This window comes from Candidatus Competibacteraceae bacterium (assembly GCA_016699715.1).
Lineage (GTDB): Bacteria > Pseudomonadota > Gammaproteobacteria > Competibacterales > Competibacteraceae > Competibacter.
On record CP065007.1, the window covers coordinates 2,541,285 to 2,558,042 of the forward strand.

The window sequence follows — 16,758 nt, forward strand, 5'->3', positions numbered from 1 at the left end:
TCACATTGGTCGGCCGGCGCTGGACACCGGCGGCAAGGTTTGTGATAGCCAACCCAGGCAGTGATCCAAGCGTGGTTATGAATTCCATCAGGTTCTTTACGATCCACATCTTGAAGCCGCTCAATCGATTCCGTGTCTCCATCGGGCGTGCCATCGAGGAATTTTGCCGTCGGCTGGATCGGGACCACCAATCGCTGGAGGAAGCCGCCGCCCTGCATCGCGCCATTTTCGAAAGCCGCAAAATCGTCCGGATATTGGTGAATCCCGACAATGGGCGGATCGTGGACGCCAACCAGGCCGCCGCCGATTTTTACGGCTATCCGCGGGACGCATTGCGACAGAGACCCGTCTGGGATTTCGACACTCGAACCCCGGAGGACACGCTGACGCTGTTGGCCCGGCTCAAGGAAAGCCAGGATTCGCCGACCAGCATCGAATCCCAACACCGCCTCGCCAACGGCGAACTCCGCGATGTGGCGATCTACCCCGACCCGATCCGTCACCAAAACCAGGTTCTGCTGCTGGCGGTCATCGTGGACATCACCGAGCGCAAGCAGACGGAACAGGCGCTCACCGACGAGGTCACGCGCCGGCGCGCCCTCTTCGAACAGTCGCGCGATGGTATCGTCATCGTCGACGGAAACGGCAAAGTGGACGAGGCCAACCAGCATTACGCGGACATGCTGGGCTATTCATTGGCGGAGACCCAGCAACTCCATCTCTGGGACTGGGATGATCAATGGACACGCGAGGTGTTGTTGAGCAAAGCCGCGCAGATCAGCGCGACTGGGGAACAGTTCGAGACGCGTCATCGTCGCAAGGATGGCTCGATGATCGATGTGGAAGTAGTGAGCAGCGCCACGGAGTCGGCCGGGCGGAAATTGATCCTGTGTATTTGCCGGGGCATCACCGAACGCAAGCGCGCCGCCGAACAAGTGGCGTCCCTGAGCGAACGGCTGACCCTGGCGACCCAGTACGCCGGGGTCGGCATCTGGGATTACGATGTACGCGCGAACCGGTTGGTCTGGAACGAAGCCATGTTTGCCCTCTATGGGATCTCCCCGGAGCAATTCGCTCCGAGTCTCGAAACCTGGTTGAGCCGCGTGCATCCCGACGATTTGCCCCGACTTCACGGAGAAATGCGGGCCGCCATCGCCGGATCACCATACGATACCAATTTTCGGATCGTCCGGCCCGATGGGGAGACCCGCTTCATCAAGGCCATTGCCAAGGCGCGGCGCGACGCCTCCGATCAACCGCTGCGTTTTGTGGGCGTCAACTGGGATATCACCGACTTCAAAACCACCGAACAGGCGTTGCGGGATAGCGAGGAGCGGTTGCAGCGGGTGCTGGATGGCGCCAACGATGGTTGCTGGGATTGGAACATCGCCACCGGCGACGTGCTGTTCAACCGCCGCTGGGCGGAAATGCTGGATTACGACCTGGCCGATATCGCACCGCGTATTGAAGCGTGGCAGGTTCTCGTGTACCCCGACGACTGGTCGCGTTGCCAGACGGACTTGCAACGCCATTTCAATGGAGAAACGCCGCAATACCAGTGCGAATATCGAATACGCGCCAAAAACGGCGAATGGCGCTGGGTCCTGGATCGCGGCAAGCTAACGCGCCGCGATGCCAACGGCCAACCGTTATGGATGGCCGGTACCCATACCGATGTCCACGACCGCCACTGCATGGAAGAAACCCTGCACAAGACCTTGGCCGAGCTGCGGCGCCACAATGTCCAGATCGCCGCCGCCAACCGCATGGATAACTCGTTATTATCCTGCGAAACCGCCCAGGAAGCCTATGAAATCATCGCCCACGGCGCCGAAATCCTGTTTGCCGATCATGCCGGCGGCCTGGCGGTCCGCGAAGACGACGCCCCGGCCCTGCGGTGGGTGGCGCGTTGGGGCAACGATCGCGCGCTGCCGCCGGCGCTGCCGCTCGTTCAGTGCCGGGCCTTTCGAGGCGGAGAGCCGCAAGAAGTCATCGACTCCGGACAAGACGTTTGTTGCCTCCATTTTTTAAATCAGCCGGCGCACCTCTCTTTTTGTCTGCCTCTGATGGTGCGGGGAGACATCCTGGGCTTGCTGCACATCGGCGCCGGACATCCTCTCTCCAAGGAACAGCTCCAGGAATTGCGCAATCTCGCCATTAAGCTTGGCGAATCCATCAAGCTGGCGCTCTCGAACCTCAAGCTGCGAGCAACCTTGCGCGAACAGGCGATCCGCGACCCGCTCACCGGCCTGTTCAACCGCCGCTATCTGGATGAAACCCTGCCCCGCGAACTCAGCCGCTGTCAGCGCGGTGGCGAACCGTTGACCGTCGCCATGCTGGACCTCGATCATTTCAAGCACTTCAACGACAACTACGGCCACGAAGCCGGCGATGTCGTGCTGCGGGCGGTCGGCGGCTTGCTGCGCCAGTCGCTGCGCGGCGGCGACATCGCCTGTCGCTACGGCGGCGAGGAGCTGGTGCTGATCCTGTCGGGAGCGACGCTGGCCGACACGCGGGCGCGACTGGAAAAGCTGCGACGGGCGGTGATGCAACTGCATCCGTCGTTCCGGGGCAGTGGCGAATTGCCCGCTATCACGGTGTCCGTCGGCTTGGCGGTGGCGAGGTCGGACGAAACCGATGCCGCTGCTCTGCTGGGCCGTGCCGACGCCGCCCTGTATCGGGCCAAGGAACAGGGCCGCAACCGGGTGGTGGCGCTGGATCGGGAACCGCCGCCATCGGCGCCATGATCGAGGAATCAGCCGTGCGGGATGCCGCGTGGCCGCCGACCCGCGAACCCTTGCCGGTCACCGCCCTGAAGGGCGTCGGGCCGAAGCTGGCGGAACGGCTGCGGCGCTTGGGTTTGCACACCGCCGCCGACGTACTGCTGCACCTGCCGTTGCGCTACCAGGATCGCGGCCGAGTCACCGCCGTCGGTCAGCTTCAGCCCGGCATGGAGGCGCAGGTTGAGGCGGTGGTGACCAGCAGCGCAGTGACGACACGCGGCCGGCGCTGCCTGCTCTGTCATCTGAGCGACGGCACGGGTGTTTTGACCCTGCGCTTTTTCCATTTCAGTCCCGCGCAACGACAATGGCTCGGCCAGCCGGACACGCGACTGTGTTGCTTCGGCGAGGTCCGCTCAAGCTACGGCGGCGGGCTGGAAATGATTCATCCCGAATGCCGCCGGCTCGACGCGGACACGCCGCCGGTGGAAAACCGGCCGACCCCCATCTATCCCGCCACCGCCGGCCTACAGCAGTTCACCCTGCGCGGCTTGGCCGAGCAGGCGCTGGAGCAGTTGGATGCGGCGGCGCTGCTGCCGGAATGGTTGCCACCGGTGTTGCTGACCCAACTGCAACTGTCCCCCATCGCCGAGGCGGTGCGGCTGTTGCACCAGCCGCCGGCCGACACATCGGTGGCGGAGCTGGAGAGCGGTCGCCATCCAGCCCGGCGACGACTGGCCTTCGAGGAGCTGCTGGCCCACCAGCTCAGTCTGCGCCGGTTGCGCGAACGCACCCGCCGCCAGGCCTCGCCATCGCTGAGCAGCGGGGGATTGAGCCAGCGTTTCGTGGAGCGGCTGCCCTTCGCGCTCACCGCCGCCCAGCAGCGGGTACTGGAAGAAATCGCCGCCGACCTCGCCCAGCCCCGGCCCATGCTGCGGCTGTTGCAGGGCGATGTCGGCTCCGGTAAAACCGTGGTGGCCACCGCCGCCGCGCTGCGGGCGGTGGAAAGCGGCGCCCAGGCGGCGCTGATGGCGCCCACCGAACTGCTGGCGGAACAACATCACCGCAACCTGCGAACCTGGCTGGAACCGCTGGGGATCGAAGTGGCCTGGCTGACCGGGCGGCTGACCGGCAAGGCCCGACGGTTGGCGTTGGAGCGGTTGGCCAGCGGCGCGGTGCAGGTCGCGGTCGGCACCCACGCGTTGTTTCAGGAGGCGGTCGTCTTCGCCGAACTGGCCCTGGCGATCGTGGACGAACAGCACCGCTTCGGCGTCCACCAGCGGCTGGCCCTGCGCGAGAAGGGCCGGGCCAGCGGGCGTTGCCCGCATCAGTTGATCATGACCGCAACGCCGATCCCGCGTACTCTTGCCATGAGCGCCTACGCCGATCTCGATACCTCGACCATCGACGAATTGCCGCCGGGCCGCCTGCCGGTTACCACGGTGGCCGCGCCCGACAGCCGCCGCGACGAGCTGATCGAGCGCATCCGCCGAGCCTGCCGCGCCGGCCGGCAAGCCTACTGGGTCTGCCCGCTGATCGAGGAATCCGAAGCGTTGCAATGTCAGGCGGCGACGGTCACCGCCGGGCAACTGGCGGAGCGACTGCCGGAACTGCGGATCGGTTTGGCCCATGGCCGGCTGCCGGCAGCCGCCAAGGAAGCGGCGATGGCGGCGTTCAAGGCCGGCGAACTGGATTTGCTGGTCGCCACCACGGTGATCGAGGTCGGCGTGGACGTACCCAACGCCAGCCTGATGATCATCGAGAACGCCGAACGCCTGGGCTTGGCGCAACTGCACCAGTTGCGCGGCCGGATCGGGCGCGGCGCGACCGCCAGCAGTTGTGTGCTGCTGTACCGGCCGCCGCTGTCGCAAGCCGCGCACGCCCGATTGGCGGTGCTGCGGGAATGCCACGACGGCTTCGAAATCGCCCGCCGCGATCTGGAGTTGCGTGGTCCCGGCGAAGTGCTCGGCACCCGCCAGACCGGCGAGCAAAGCCTGCGGGTGGCCGACCTGCTGCGCGATCAGGATCTGTTGAACGCCGCCCGCTACGCCGCCGACCGGCTGCTGCGCGATCACCCCGAACGGGTGGAACCGTTGATCCGGCGCTGGATCGGCGCCGGCGCGCGCTACGGCGAGGTGTAAGGATGTACACGGCGCATTTCGGGTTGCGGGAGCCGCCCTTCGCCATCACGCCCGATCCCGGCTACGTCTATCCGAGCCGCCATCATCAGGAGGCGCTGGCGCATCTGCTGTATGGCACTGGCGAGGACGGCGGTTTTGTGCAACTGACCGGCGAGGTCGGTACCGGTAAAACCACGCTGGTCCGCGCCCTGCTGGAGCAGCGGCTGGAACAAGTGGATATCGCGCTGTGCCTCAACCCCCGGCTGACGGTCGAGGAATTGCTAGCGGTCGTCTGCGACGAGTTGGGTGTGCCTTACCCACGCGAGCGCCAAACCCTCAAACCGCTGCTGGACGCCCTTAACCAGCACCTGCTGCGCACCCATGCCGCCGGCCGGCGCACGGTGCTGATCATCGACGAGGCCCAGAACCTGAGCCGCGAGGTACTGGAACAGATCCGCCTGCTGACCAATCTGGAAACCGCCAAGCACAAACTGCTGCGGATCATCCTGGTCGGCCAACCGGAACTGCGCCGGCTGCTGGCGCGGCCGGATTTGCGGCAACTGGCCCAGCGCATCACCGCCCGTCACCACTTGTCGCCGCTGGATAGCCGCGAAACCGCCGCCTACATCGACCATCGCCTGCGGGTGGCCGGCGGGCGGGCGGATCTGTTCGCGGCCGGAGCGCGGTGGGTGGTATACCGCTACTCCGGCGGCATCCCGCGCCTGATCAACGTGATCTGCGACCGCGCTTTGCTCGGTGCCTACAGTCAGGGCATGCGGCGCATAACCGCCGGCACGGTCCGTCGGGCGGCCCGAGAAGCGCTGCGGGGCGATGGTGGAGGCGGCTGGATTGCCGCGTTCCGGTCAGGGTCGCGGCACGCGGCGCCGATCCGTCCAATGGCTTCGGAATCCGCGACCGGCGGCGCCCGCAAACCACGGGTTCGACCCTGGCTGGCACTGGGCACCGGGCTGGCGGGCTTGGGCATGATCGGCTTCGGATTCTGGTTGTCGCACGCCAAGCCGCCACCGGCCGACCCCACCCCACCGCCGGTAGCCGATCCGGCGTCACCGCAACCACCCACGGCAATATCCGCCGGCTCGATCCCATCTTCGGCCGCTACTGACTCCCTTGATCTGGCCAGTCTGTTGCGCCAGTCCCGGGGAGACGATGCCAACAACCGACTGCTGACGGTCTGGGGCGTCACTCGAACGCCGGGTGCCGGCGCGGCGTTCTGCGAATGGGTCAAAACCCAGGATTTGCGCTGCCTGACGGGCCGCGACGACTGGGACATGCTGCGCCGCTTCAACCGCCCCGCCGTGTTGCGGCTGACCGTCAACCCCGGCGGTATTCCAACGACGGCGCTGCTGCGGACGCTGAAGGGGGATGAGGCAACGCTGGAGATCGCCGGCCAAGCGATGACTGTGCCGCTCACGCAACTCGCGCCGTTGTGGACCGGTCAGTACCTGTTGTTGTGGCGACCGCAAATCGACCTGCCACTGATCGGTCCAGGCAATACCGGCGAGGCGGTGCGCTGGCTTCGCCGGCGGTTAGCACTGGCGGCCGACCAACCCGGCATCGAACCGCTGTCCGCCACCTTCGATAACGCTCTTGGCAAGCAGTTGCGTGTCTTTCAGCAGGATAACGGTTTGCAACCCGACGGTTTGGCGGGTGGACGGACGCTGGTCTTGCTGAACAACCTGGCACCCACCCCCGATATGCCCGCGCTCGATCAACCCGCTCAGGATCGGTAGAGATGTCTTATATCCTCGATGCGCTGCGCAAGGCGGAACAGGAACGCCATCTCGGTCAGCCACCGGCGCTGACCGCCGCGCCACCCCTGACGGAATCCAGGCGGAGCCGGTTCTGGTACGGCTTGACGGTTCTGGGTCTTGGGCTCAATGCCCTGCTGCTGGCTTTCTTCCTCGGCCGCTCCCAGCCGGCGCCCCAGCCCTCGTCCGTCGCCGCCCCATCGGTGGCCGTTCCAGCCGCCACGCCGGCGCCCCGTTCCCTGCCATCCACGTCAGCGGCATCGGAGAAGGAGGGAGCGCCGGCCGTGTCCCGCAAGGAACCGGTGGGCCAAACGGTCGAGTCCGAATCACCATCGCGCCCACCCGTCGCTCCGGACAGTCGGGAGCAGCGCCAGAAGCCGTCCCGGCCAACCGTGACGCCCGGTTCCGTGACCGTCGCGCCCATACCGGAATTGGCGCCGCCGCCGGACACCTTGCCCGCCGCCGACCGGCGCGGCCTGCCCGCCCTCAATCTCGATATTCACATCTACAGCGCCGATCCCGATAAACGCTTTGTGGTCATCAATGGCCGGCACTATCGGGAAGGCGAGCGGCTGAGCGAGGGGCCGGTGCTGGAAAGCGTGGTCCGCGACGGCGCGATCCTGCGTCAGGATGGCCGACGCTTTCGGTTATCGGTGCGGCATTGATGCGGCGTTTAAACCCAATACGGCCAGGCCCGACATTGGGACATCCTCACCCGATTTGCGGGTTGTGCCTGCAACTCATGGTTTTTTAACTTCACGACACCCAACGGGGCGGTCGATTGAAATATCGAATTGGAGTGGGTGCTTGCAATGCGATTACGCTACGAAGGGTGTTTATTGGGCCTGGCCGCGGGCGACGCCCTGGGGACGACGGTCGAATTCAAGGTGCCGGGCACTTTTGTTCCCTTAACGGACATCGTCGGAGGCGGCCCCTTCGGACTGGAGAAAGGCCAATGGACGGATGATACCTCAATGGCGCTTTGCCTCGCGGAAAGCCTGATCGTCCGCCGCTCGTTCGACGCCCGCGATCAAATGGAGCGATATACCCGATGGTGGGGCGACGGTTATCTCAGCAGCAATGGCCGCTGTTTCGATATCGGCAACACGGTTTCCGGGGCCTTGCGGCGCTATGCCCACACCGGAGAACCGTTCTCCGGTCCCACCGATCCCTACTCGGCCGGGAACGGCAGCCTCATGCGCTTGGCGCCGGTTCCCCTGTTCTTTGCGTCCAAGCCCAGAACCGCCATCCAGCTCAGCGCGGAGAGTTCGCGAACGACCCATGGCGCCACGACTTGCCTGGATGCGTGCCGGTACTTCGCGGGGCTGCTGATCGGCGCGCTGCAAGGGGTCGCCAAGGAAGCATTGCTGTCACCGCGATACTCGCCCGTTCCTCATCTTTGGGAGCAAGAGCCGTTATGTCCCGAGATCGATAAAGTCGCCGCCGGCTCCTTCAAGCGGAAAACGCCGCTGGAAGTCTTCGGAAGCGGCTATGTCGTGGAGTCGCTGGAGGCGGCGCTGTGGGCGTTCAACCGGTCTTCGAATTTTCGGGAAGGCAGCTTGCTGGCGGTGAATCTGGGCTATGACGCCGATACCACCGCCGCTATCTTCGGGCAGTTGGCCGGCGCGTATTATGGCGTTGACGGCATCCCACGAGAATGGCGTCAATGTCTGGCCCATGGCGATCTGATCCGACGTTTGGCGAACGACCTGTTCGAAAAACGACCCTGAGCCGGTATCGTCGGCACGGGTTTCGCCGGAAGAGTCTCAATGTACCGCCGGCAAGCTGTCCAGCGGCCAGCGCGGCAGCACCTCGATCGCCAGGCCTTCGCGTTGGCCCGCCGTCAACCGCCGCCAGCCGGCATAGGCGATCATCGCGCCGTTGTCGGTGCAGAATTCCAGCCGGGGGTAGTAAACCTGTCCGCCCAGTTCCGCCAGCAGCTCGCGCAACCGCTCCCGCAACCGCCGGTTGGCGCCCACGCCACCGGCCACCACCAACCGTCGCAACCGAGTGGCTTGCAGTGCCCGCCGGCATTTGATCGCCAGCGTGTCCACCACCGCGTCCTCGAAGGCGCGCGCCACGTCGGCCCGGTTCGTCGGCGTGGGTTCCAATCCCCGCCAGGTGTTGATGGCGGCGGTCTTCAGCCCGCTGAAGCTGAAATCGCAGCCGGGCCGATCGGTCATCGGGCGCGGGAACCGGAAGCGTTGCGGGTCGCCCTGTTCCGCCAGCCCGGCCAGCGCTGGCCCGCCAGGATACGGCAGCCCCAGCAGTTTCGCGGTCTTGTCGAACGCCTCGCCGGCGGCATCGTCCACCGACTCGCCCAGAATGCGATACTGGCCGACACCCTCCACTTCCACCAGCAGCGAATGGCCCCCGGACACCAGCAGCGCCACGAACGGAAATTCCGGCGGCTCCGGTTCCAGCATCGGCGCCAGCAGATGCCCTTCCATGTGATGCACGCCGATGGCGGGTACGTTCCAGCTCCAGGCCAAGCCGCGCCCGATGGCCGCGCCCACCAGCAGCGCGCCGATCAGTCCCGGCCCGCGGGTGTACGCCACACCCTCGACCGCGTCCGGAGTCGCACCCGCCTGCCGGAGGATTTCCCGCAACAACGGCAACAGCTTGCGCACATGATCGCGAGAGGCCAGTTCCGGCACCACCCCGCCATATTCGGCGTGCAGCGCGACCTGGCTGTGCAGCGCGTGCGCTAGCAGGCCCCGCTCGCTGTCGTACAGCGCCACGCCGGTTTCATCGCAGGACGTTTCAATGCCGAGAATCAACATGCCGTTTGCCACCTGATCGGTTTCTCATGATTCCATGGGCAAGCAGCCTAACACCGGAAGGCTCAAGGCAGAAACAGGTGGGCGGTGGCCACCGGATTCGATGGAAAATAGAGGTGCAGATAGCTCGCCGTCAGCCGTCGCTGGCGATAGATCGCTTCGCCGGTTTGCCCTCGACGACGGGTCGAGAGTGGCGTGGCGTGGGCGATGGGCGTCAATGGCGTGGTCGTCTGCGAGTAGTGGAAGGTGTGGCCACTGAAGTCACCTTCCGGCAGGGTGACGGTCTGGGTGCCGAGTGCCGACAGCCGGGGTTGCATGGCGACTTCGCCGGGCAAGAGACCACCCAGGATATGGGTGTGGCCATCCTTGTCGCGCAAGCGGGCGAACAGACTCATCATGCCGCCGCACTCGGCCAGCAGGGGATGGCCGACGGCGACATGCGCCGCCAGCGCCGTCCACAGCTCGCGCCGCGCCGCCAGTTCAGCGGCGTACAGTTCGGGATAACCGCCGGGCAGCCAGACCGCGTCGCAGACGGGTAGGGCATCGCCGGCCAGCGGCGAGAAAAATTCGAGCCGGGCACCCAGGGCGCGCAAGGTGTCGAGATTGGCCGGATAGAGGAAGCCGTAGGCGGCATCGTGGGCGATGGCGAGGGTCCGACCGGCCAGCAGCGGTGGCACGACCGGCGCCGGCGTGGCGGGGAATTCCACCGGAGGGGGCAATTCCGCCGCGCCGGTGGCGGCGAGATGATCGGCGATACGGTCCAGGCGTTGCCCGAGATCGGTGATTTCGCCGGCTTGCAACAGGCCCAAATGGCGCTCGGGCAGCGTCGCCTCGGCATCCCTGGGGATGGCGCCGTAAAAGCGCAGGCCGGGCGGCAGGCTGGCGCGCAATAATTCGATGTGACCGGCACCGCCGACATCATTAGCCAGCACTCCGGAAAACGGCAGACCCGGCTGAAAGGTGGCCAAACCGTGGGCCAGGGCACCAAAGGTTTGCGCCATGGCGCGGGCGTCGATCACCGCCATCACCGGCACGCCGAACCTTCGGGCGATATCGGCGCCCGAAGGTTGGCCGTCGTATAGCCCCATCACGCCTTCGATCAGGATCAGGTCGGCCGTTTCCGCGGCGGCCGCCAATCGCCAGGCGGCATCGGCCGCGCCACACATGCCGAGATCGAGGCTATGGCAAGGCTGGCCACTGGCGAATTGGTGGATCTGCGGATCGAGAAAGTCCGGCCCGCACTTGAATAGGCGCACGGTGCGTCCCTGTCGGGCGTGCAGACGGGCCAGCGCGGCGGTGACGGTGGTCTTGCCTTGACCGGAGGCGGGCGCCGCCACGAACAGCGCGGGACAGCGCGGCATCAGAATTCCAGCCCTGGCATGGCCGGTACGCCGGCCTGGAAGGCGTGCTTGACCAGGGCGATGTCGCTCACCGTGTCGGCGGCCGCGATCAGCGCGGGCGGCGCGGCGCGGCCGGTGAGCAGGACATGTTGCATCGGTGGCCGGGCGCGCAAGGCCGCGATCACCTCCGGCACGTCCAGCCAGCCGTACTTGAAGGCGTAGGTGATCTCATCGAGGATCAGCAGATCGAGCGTGGCATCGTGCAGATAATGCAGGGCTTGGTCCCAGGCCGCCCGCGCGGCGGCGGCGTCACACATCGAGTCCTGGGTTTCCCAGGTGAATCCCGCGCCCATGACGTGCCAATGCACACGCGGGTGATCGCGGAAAAACAGAGTCTCGCCGGTGTCGGCGCGGCTTTTCACGAACTGCACGACGGCGGCGGTCTGGCCGTGGCCGAGCGCGCGCGCCAGCACGCCAAAGGCGGCGGTGGATTTACCCTTGCCGCAACCGGTATGCAGGACCAGCACCCCGCGCGCTTGGGTGGCCGTGGCTTTCTTGTCGTCGATCACGGTTTTCTTGCGCGCCATGCGCCAGGCGTGCCGGCGGTCGGCGGTGTCGAGTTCGTCGCTCATCCGGGCAGCGGCTCCGGTCGATGGGGGGAAGCCTCGGTTCCGATCAGCAGCGCCAGTATGTTGTCCATGTCGAGGGCCGCCTCCACGGCATCGGCCAGTCGGTCGAGGTCGGCTTGGCGGCGGGCCAGCGGATCGACGCGCAAGAAGGGCGCGGCGTCCTCGGCCTCCGGCGCGGCCCAGCGCAGCAGCGCGGCCAGGGCATCGGGATGATCGAACAGGCCATGGCAATAAGTCGCGAGGATTTGGCCATCGGGACTTTGCGCGCCATCGCCGCGCCCGTCATCGACCAGACGCACGGCGGGTTGTTCGAGCGCCGGGCCGTGGCTCAAGCCCTGATGGATTTCGTAGCCGATAAACGTTGGCGCGCCCGGCAGGCACAGATGCCCGCTGACTTGGCGCAACTGCTTGGTTTCGCCCAAGGTTGTGGTCAAATCGAGCAAGCCGAGTCCGGCTACGCCGCCTGCTTCGCCCTCCAGCCCCAGCGGGTCGTGCAGCGCCTTGCCCAACATCTGCATACCGCCGCATAGACCGATCAGCTTGCCGCCATAGCGCAAATGGCGCTTCAGATAATCTTCCCAGCCATGGGCGCGCAACCAGGCCAGATCGGCGCGCACCGCCTTGGAGCCGGGCAGCACCACCAGATCGGCCGGCGGCGGTGTTTCGGGGGGGGCGATGAACTGAAAATCGACCTCGGGATGCAGGCGCAAGGGATCGAGATCGTTGTGATTGGAGAGGCGGGGATAGGCCGGCGCGATCACCTTGAGCCGGGTGGCGCGCTGCTCGAAAACGCTGCCGGAGCGTGCGTCCTCGGCGTCGAGATAAAGCCCGTGCAGGTAGGGCAGCACCCCGAACACCGGTTTGCCCGTGCGGCGCTCCAGCCAGTCGAGGCCGGGCGCGAGGATGGCCAGATCGCCGCGAAAGCGATTGATGACGAAGCCGACGACGCGCTCGCGCTCGCTGGCGGAGAGCAGTTCGAGCGTGCCGACCAGGTGCGCGAACACGCCACCCCGGTCGATGTCCGCAACCAGCAGCACCGGGCAATCGATCGCTTCCGCGAAGCCCATGTTGGCGATGTCGTGATTGCGCAGATTGATTTCGGCCGGACTGCCGGCGCCTTCGATCACCACGCATTCATAGCGTGCGCACAACCGTTCCCACGAGGCCAGCACCGCCGGCATGGCCCGTGGTTTGTAGGCGTGGTAGGCCTGGGCATCGAGCTGGGTGGCCACCCGGCCGTGGATGATGATCTGCGCCTGCCGGTCGGTGCTGGGCTTGAGCAGGATCGGGTTGAAATCGGTATGCGGTTCCAGCCCGGCGGCCAGGGCCTGCAAAGCCTGGGCGCGGCCGATCTCGCCGCCATCCACGGTCACCGCCGCGTTGAGTGCCATGTTCTGCGGCTTGAAGGGCGCCACGCGCACGCCGCGCCGATGCAGGATGCGGCAAAAGGCCGCCACCAGCGTGCTCTTGCCGGAATCGGAGGTGCAGCCCTGCACCATCAGGGAAGGGGTCTTCATGAGGATCGTGGTGGGTTGCGAAGAGCCGCACTATAACAATCCGCTCGGCGTTGTGGAAACGAGACGGCCAAGCTCGGACTCCTCGTCGCGGGCGCGCCGTCGAGTGGGATCGGGCGGCGAAGCGATTAGGATCGAGTTGCAGGATTGTATAACCGGCTTTCAACAAAGGCGCTGCCTTTGAGCATGTGAAGCGCTTTTGCTCCAGCCAAAACGGCTAAATCCACGAGCGGTTCCAGAATAATAACGCTCATATAAGCGCCACTAAATGAGGCGACAGCCGTTAAATTATCACTGCCGAACCCACGACCATAAAAGGCCCAAAATCCAACCCAAGTGACAATACCAGCTTGATAAGCAATGGATAATCTTAATGCTTGGGAGTATGTAATATCTTTATAGGCAACCTGCTCAGGGATAACCCGCTGTGCCAACAAGGCCATGACAAAGAGTGGCACCAGTAACGTAGTGACATTAATACTATACTGCGGCAAATCGAAGGGTGCAAAAAATGCACCCTGCACCAACAAGCCTGCTGCTAAGCCAATGGCGGCGGGAGCAATACCAAAAATCAGGAAAAGTGTTGTCCCTAGAATCAGATGGACTTCTGAAACACCTACGGGATAATGTGGCAAGACTTCAAAGAACATGAAAACTAGACAGGTTGCCAACAAGCTTTTAATCAGCAATGGCAATAATCCGCCCAATTTGATGTTATCAACAGCTAATTTAGCCGCAACTCCCAGCGCAACGGTAGCCGTTCCATAGCTAAGCACCATTTTCCCACCTTCTACGACACCTGGCTCTATGTGCATGACTTTCCCCTAGTTCAGACTCGACCGGTGATTAAGGCACTCAGGCTGAACAATTTTGAATGCTTGCGAAGAATTCAAATGATCAATAGAGAAGGAGAAAAGCCAATGAGTCAGTGTTTCGATTGTAAATACAAATTTAAAAAACAACTCGTAAGCCTGATTGTTTCAGGCACTCAATAAATAAAAGACAGAGTGTTTTCTTGCGTGTATTCAAGTTCTGATCCACTGAATCACTTCTATCTCCCTTCCGAAGATCATTGAAGTTGGCATCAAGCAGGTCTCCTGGCTTGCGTCTTAGATACCGTTATTCTTCCCAGAAGATCAGTTCCAGTGAATAATGGTGGTTTTGAAAATGACGCTTACAGTTGCGGAGGCAGCGCCGGATTTACACCGGCTTCCCTTTTCATTTGTTTCCAAAAACTTGACGTGATAAGAATTCTACTTGCAACCTGAAATTTAATCAAACGGTTTAATGTCTGTGGATGATCTTAACTTCGGTTCGTTATCCAGATTGCGATGTTTCAGATAATAGAAAGGACGTAACCCGTCGAGCGCGGGGTAGCGCGCCGGAACGAAAGGGAGCGGTGATCATGGATGAACCCGTCACCAAGCTGGACTACGGTAATCGGTGACGGTTGCTGCTTTTGGTGCGGGAATAGATAGCGGAGGGCTTGGCCTTTGTGATCAGTACCCATACGCCCGAACACATGGTTCTTTGCTGCCAGTCGACGTGCCGCACGACAACAGTGCAATGGAGTCAACATTTCCACCACAACGCGCTGATTGGGTATGCATTACCGCATCTTGCAACCCAAACAGCCGGTAAATTTAGACGGCAGACCCTGCAAAACAATCCTTCCGAGTCTCATGGGTCTATCTTGTCACTTCGTTACGTGGAGGAGTATGCTGTTTTTTCATTCGATCCAGGTTCCCGACCGCATTGCCATGCGACCGGGTGAAACGGGAAGTCCGGTGACGCTGGTGTCTTGACCAAGCCAGCCAGTCCGGCGCAGCCCCCGCTGCTGTAAGCCTGACAAATCCATCGCTAGGCCACTGCGCGTCCGCGCGGGAAGGTTGATGGAGGCGGAAGACGGCTAAGCCAGAAGACCGGCCTGATCGATTTGTTTGGCGCGACCCCGGGGTGTGGGTTTGACCGATCATCGGGCGCGTGGGCTTCCCAGCGCCGATCATGATCCGACTTTCCCGCTCCTGCTTCTTCCCCGTGAGGCCGCGCTCGATCCAGTATCGTGTTCAGCCCAGAGGATGCTCATGCACAGTGAACCGGGTTTCGTTGCCGCCGCCACGCGGCTCCACCGCGTTCCTTCCCCGGTGTAAGTCCTCATGCCCGCTAAGATTTGGTTCGTCGGTGCCGGTCCCGGCGACCCCGACTTGATCACCGTCAAGGGCCGCGCCCTGCTCGAACGGGCGGGCGCCATCCTGTTCGCCGGTTCGCTGGTCGATGTCGCGGCCACCTTGTACGCGCCCGACGGCTGCGAGATCCGCGACTCGAAGGATATGACGCTGGAGGAAATGACGGTCTGGCTGCTCGATGCCGCCGCCCGTCATGACACCGTGGTCCGCTTGCAAACCGGCGATCCCAGCCTCTACGGCGCGCTGGTCGAGATGACGCGGCCGCTCGACGCGGCGGGCATCGCCTGGGCCGTGGTGCCCGGCGTGTCCTCGGCCCTGGCCTCGGCCGCCGCCGCCGGCGAAACCCTGACCCTGCCGGAAGTGACGCAAACCGTCATTCTCACCCGCGTGGCCGGCCGCACGCCGATGCCGGCGGGCGAGGAGCTGGAAGCGCTGGCCGCGCACCACAGCACGCTCTGCATCTTCCTGTCGATCACCCTGCTTCACGACGTGCAACGCGCCTTGCGCGCCGCCGGCTGGGCCGAGGACGCGCCGATGCTGGTGGTGCAAAAAGCCTCCTGGCCGGACGCGGAAAAGATCATTCGCGGCACCCTCGCCGACATCAAGCGCAAATGCCAGGCCGAGAAAATCGGCGCCCAGGCCATGATCATCGCCAGCCCGGCGCTGGGCGCGCGTGACTGGCCCAACCTGGTCCGCTCCAAGCTCTATGATCCGACCTTCGCTCACCGCTTCCGCCGGGCGACCGCCCGCCCTCCCGGAGACTCCAGCCATGAATGACACCACCTTATTACTCGTCGGCCACGGCTCGCGCCGCCCCGGCAGCAACGACGAAATCGAGGCCTTCGCCCAGCTTTGGCGGCAACATCACCCGGACTGGCGCATCGAGCTGTGCTTCATCGAACTGGCCGAGGTGCTGCTCGAAACAGGGCTCGACCGCGCCGCCGCCCATGGTCGGCGCGTGGTGGTGCTGCCGCTGATCCTCAACGCCGCCAGCCACGTCAAGATGGACATCCCGACCGCCATCGCCGCCGCGCGCATCCGCCATCCGACGATCGAATTCGCCTGTGCGCCACACTTGGGTCTGGGTCGCGAGATCTTCGCCATCGTCATGCGCCGGCTCGACGGCCTGATGCGGGACATGGCCATGCCCGACCCGCGCACCACCGGGGTCATCCTGTTGGGTCGCGGTTCGTCCGACGCCAGCGCCAACGGCGACATGGCGCGCCTCGCTCGTTGGGTGTACGAGGCCAGCGAGCACGATCTGGCGGACATCGCCTTTACCGACGTTACCCACCCGCGCCTGGAATCGGTGGTGCAACGCCAGGTTCGGCTCGGCATGAGCCAAATTCTGGTGCAACCGGTCTATTTGTTCACGGGCGTGCTGATCGAGCGCATCGGTGAACAGATGACGCGCTTGAAACAGGTCTACCCTCAAGTGAGTTTCGCGCTCGGTTCCTACTTCGGTTGCGACGAGAGCTTGTTCGCGTTGCTCGATACCCGCGCCACGGCGGCGGCGACCGAGGATGCGCTGCTCGATTGCGATGGTTGCGCCTTCCGGCAAGCCGCCGCCGAAGGTGTCCGCCCCCATGGCCATGACGCAGGGCATAGCCACGCCCATGACCATCCGCATCACCACGCCGCCCCACCGTCGGACTCGACGCGAAGCGGTGGCGGTCACCTCCATCATGCCTGAGTCGACC

Annotated in this window: 12 protein-coding genes and 2 riboswitches; of the genes, 7 read left to right on the forward strand and 5 right to left on the reverse strand. The window is 64.3% G+C overall.

Translation table 11 applies throughout. The features are described from left to right. The first annotated feature begins 77 nt into the window (after positions 1-77). The 5 genes from IPM89_11410 to IPM89_11430 all read left to right on the forward strand — a co-directional run bounded on the left by IPM89_11410 (position 78) and on the right by IPM89_11430 (position 8,339). Complete coding sequence (locus tag IPM89_11410) at positions 78-2,747, forward strand: PAS domain S-box protein (GenBank protein ID QQS53481.1); 2,670 nt, start codon at positions 78-80, stop codon at positions 2,745-2,747. Then, positions 2,744-4,861 carry an ATP-dependent DNA helicase RecG gene (gene recG / locus IPM89_11415; GenBank protein ID QQS53482.1) on the forward strand — a complete coding sequence of 706 codons (2,118 nt, stop codon included), beginning with the start codon at positions 2,744-2,746 and terminating at the stop codon, positions 4,859-4,861. The genes IPM89_11410 and recG overlap by 4 nt, the downstream gene beginning before the upstream one ends. Before the next feature lie 2 nt (positions 4,862-4,863). Beyond that, positions 4,864-6,591 (forward strand): AAA family ATPase, encoded by a 1,728-nt coding sequence (locus IPM89_11420; GenBank protein QQS53483.1) that lies wholly within the window; start codon positions 4,864-4,866, stop codon positions 6,589-6,591. Between the two features lie 2 nt (positions 6,592-6,593). Further along, positions 6,594-7,274 (forward strand): general secretion pathway protein GspB, encoded by a 681-nt coding sequence (locus IPM89_11425; GenBank protein ID QQS53484.1) that lies wholly within the window; start codon positions 6,594-6,596, stop codon positions 7,272-7,274. A gap of 147 nt (positions 7,275-7,421) precedes the next feature. Next, positions 7,422-8,339, forward strand: coding sequence for an ADP-ribosylglycohydrolase family protein (locus IPM89_11430; GenBank protein QQS53485.1), 918 nt, complete (start codon positions 7,422-7,424; stop codon positions 8,337-8,339). A gap of 36 nt (positions 8,340-8,375) precedes the next feature. Here the strand turns inward: IPM89_11430 and tsaD are convergent, their stop codons facing one another. The 5 genes from tsaD to IPM89_11455 form a co-directional block, all read right to left on the reverse strand. Then, on the reverse strand, positions 8,376-9,392 hold the full coding sequence (gene tsaD / locus IPM89_11435; GenBank protein ID QQS55892.1) for a tRNA (adenosine(37)-N6)-threonylcarbamoyltransferase complex transferase subunit TsaD: 1,017 nt from the start codon (positions 9,390-9,392) through the stop codon (positions 8,376-8,378). Positions 9,393-9,454: 62 nt separating this feature from the next. After that, the gene (locus IPM89_11440; GenBank protein QQS53486.1) at positions 9,455-10,750 is read right to left on the reverse strand and encodes a cobyrinate a,c-diamide synthase; all 1,296 of its coding nucleotides are present in this window, start codon (positions 10,748-10,750) and stop codon (positions 9,455-9,457) included. Further along, positions 10,750-11,361, reverse strand: coding sequence for a cob(I)yrinic acid a,c-diamide adenosyltransferase (gene cobO / locus IPM89_11445; GenBank protein ID QQS53487.1), 612 nt, complete (start codon positions 11,359-11,361; stop codon positions 10,750-10,752). Before cobO ends, IPM89_11440 begins: the two co-directional genes overlap by 1 nt. Next, positions 11,358-12,875, reverse strand: coding sequence for a cobyric acid synthase (locus IPM89_11450; protein QQS53488.1), 1,518 nt, complete (start codon positions 12,873-12,875; stop codon positions 11,358-11,360). Before IPM89_11450 ends, cobO begins: the two co-directional genes overlap by 4 nt. 125 nt (positions 12,876-13,000) lie before the next feature. Further along, positions 13,001-13,687 (reverse strand): energy-coupling factor ABC transporter permease, encoded by a 687-nt coding sequence (locus IPM89_11455; protein ID QQS53489.1) that lies wholly within the window; start codon positions 13,685-13,687, stop codon positions 13,001-13,003. Between the two features lie 254 nt (positions 13,688-13,941). After that, positions 13,942-14,127: riboswitch (cobalamin riboswitch) on the reverse strand. Between the two features lie 468 nt (positions 14,128-14,595). After that, positions 14,596-14,818, forward strand: a riboswitch (cobalamin riboswitch). A gap of 210 nt (positions 14,819-15,028) precedes the next feature. Here IPM89_11455 and cobM point away from each other — a divergent pair. Next, positions 15,029-15,835: a precorrin-4 C(11)-methyltransferase gene (gene cobM / locus IPM89_11460; GenBank protein QQS53490.1), complete on the forward strand. Its 807-nt coding sequence runs from the start codon at positions 15,029-15,031 to the stop codon at positions 15,833-15,835. Then, entirely contained in the window at positions 15,828-16,751 is a 924-nt protein-coding gene (locus IPM89_11465; GenBank protein ID QQS53491.1) for a sirohydrochlorin chelatase, read from the forward strand. Before cobM ends, IPM89_11465 begins: the two co-directional genes overlap by 8 nt. Positions 16,752-16,758 lie beyond the last annotated feature (7 nt).

Coding starts and splice junctions, on each gene's coding strand:
- cobO (QQS53487.1), bottom strand. CDS start 11,361: ATGAGCGACGAACTCGACACCGCCGACCGCCGGCACGCCTGGCGCATG.
- IPM89_11410 (QQS53481.1), top strand. CDS start 78: ATGAATTCCATCAGGTTCTTTACGATCCACATCTTGAAGCCGCTCAAT.
- IPM89_11425 (QQS53484.1), top strand. CDS start 6,594: ATGTCTTATATCCTCGATGCGCTGCGCAAGGCGGAACAGGAACGCCAT.
- IPM89_11420 (QQS53483.1), top strand. CDS start 4,864: ATGTACACGGCGCATTTCGGGTTGCGGGAGCCGCCCTTCGCCATCACG.
- recG (QQS53482.1), top strand. CDS start 2,744: ATGATCGAGGAATCAGCCGTGCGGGATGCCGCGTGGCCGCCGACCCGC.
- IPM89_11455 (QQS53489.1), bottom strand. CDS start 13,687: ATGCACATAGAGCCAGGTGTCGTAGAAGGTGGGAAAATGGTGCTTAGC.
- IPM89_11465 (QQS53491.1), top strand. CDS start 15,828: ATGAATGACACCACCTTATTACTCGTCGGCCACGGCTCGCGCCGCCCC.
- cobM (QQS53490.1), top strand. CDS start 15,029: ATGCCCGCTAAGATTTGGTTCGTCGGTGCCGGTCCCGGCGACCCCGAC.
- IPM89_11430 (QQS53485.1), top strand. CDS start 7,422: ATGCGATTACGCTACGAAGGGTGTTTATTGGGCCTGGCCGCGGGCGAC.
- tsaD (QQS55892.1), bottom strand. CDS start 9,392: ATGTTGATTCTCGGCATTGAAACGTCCTGCGATGAAACCGGCGTGGCG.
- IPM89_11440 (QQS53486.1), bottom strand. CDS start 10,750: ATGCCGCGCTGTCCCGCGCTGTTCGTGGCGGCGCCCGCCTCCGGTCAA.
- IPM89_11450 (QQS53488.1), bottom strand. CDS start 12,875: ATGAAGACCCCTTCCCTGATGGTGCAGGGCTGCACCTCCGATTCCGGC.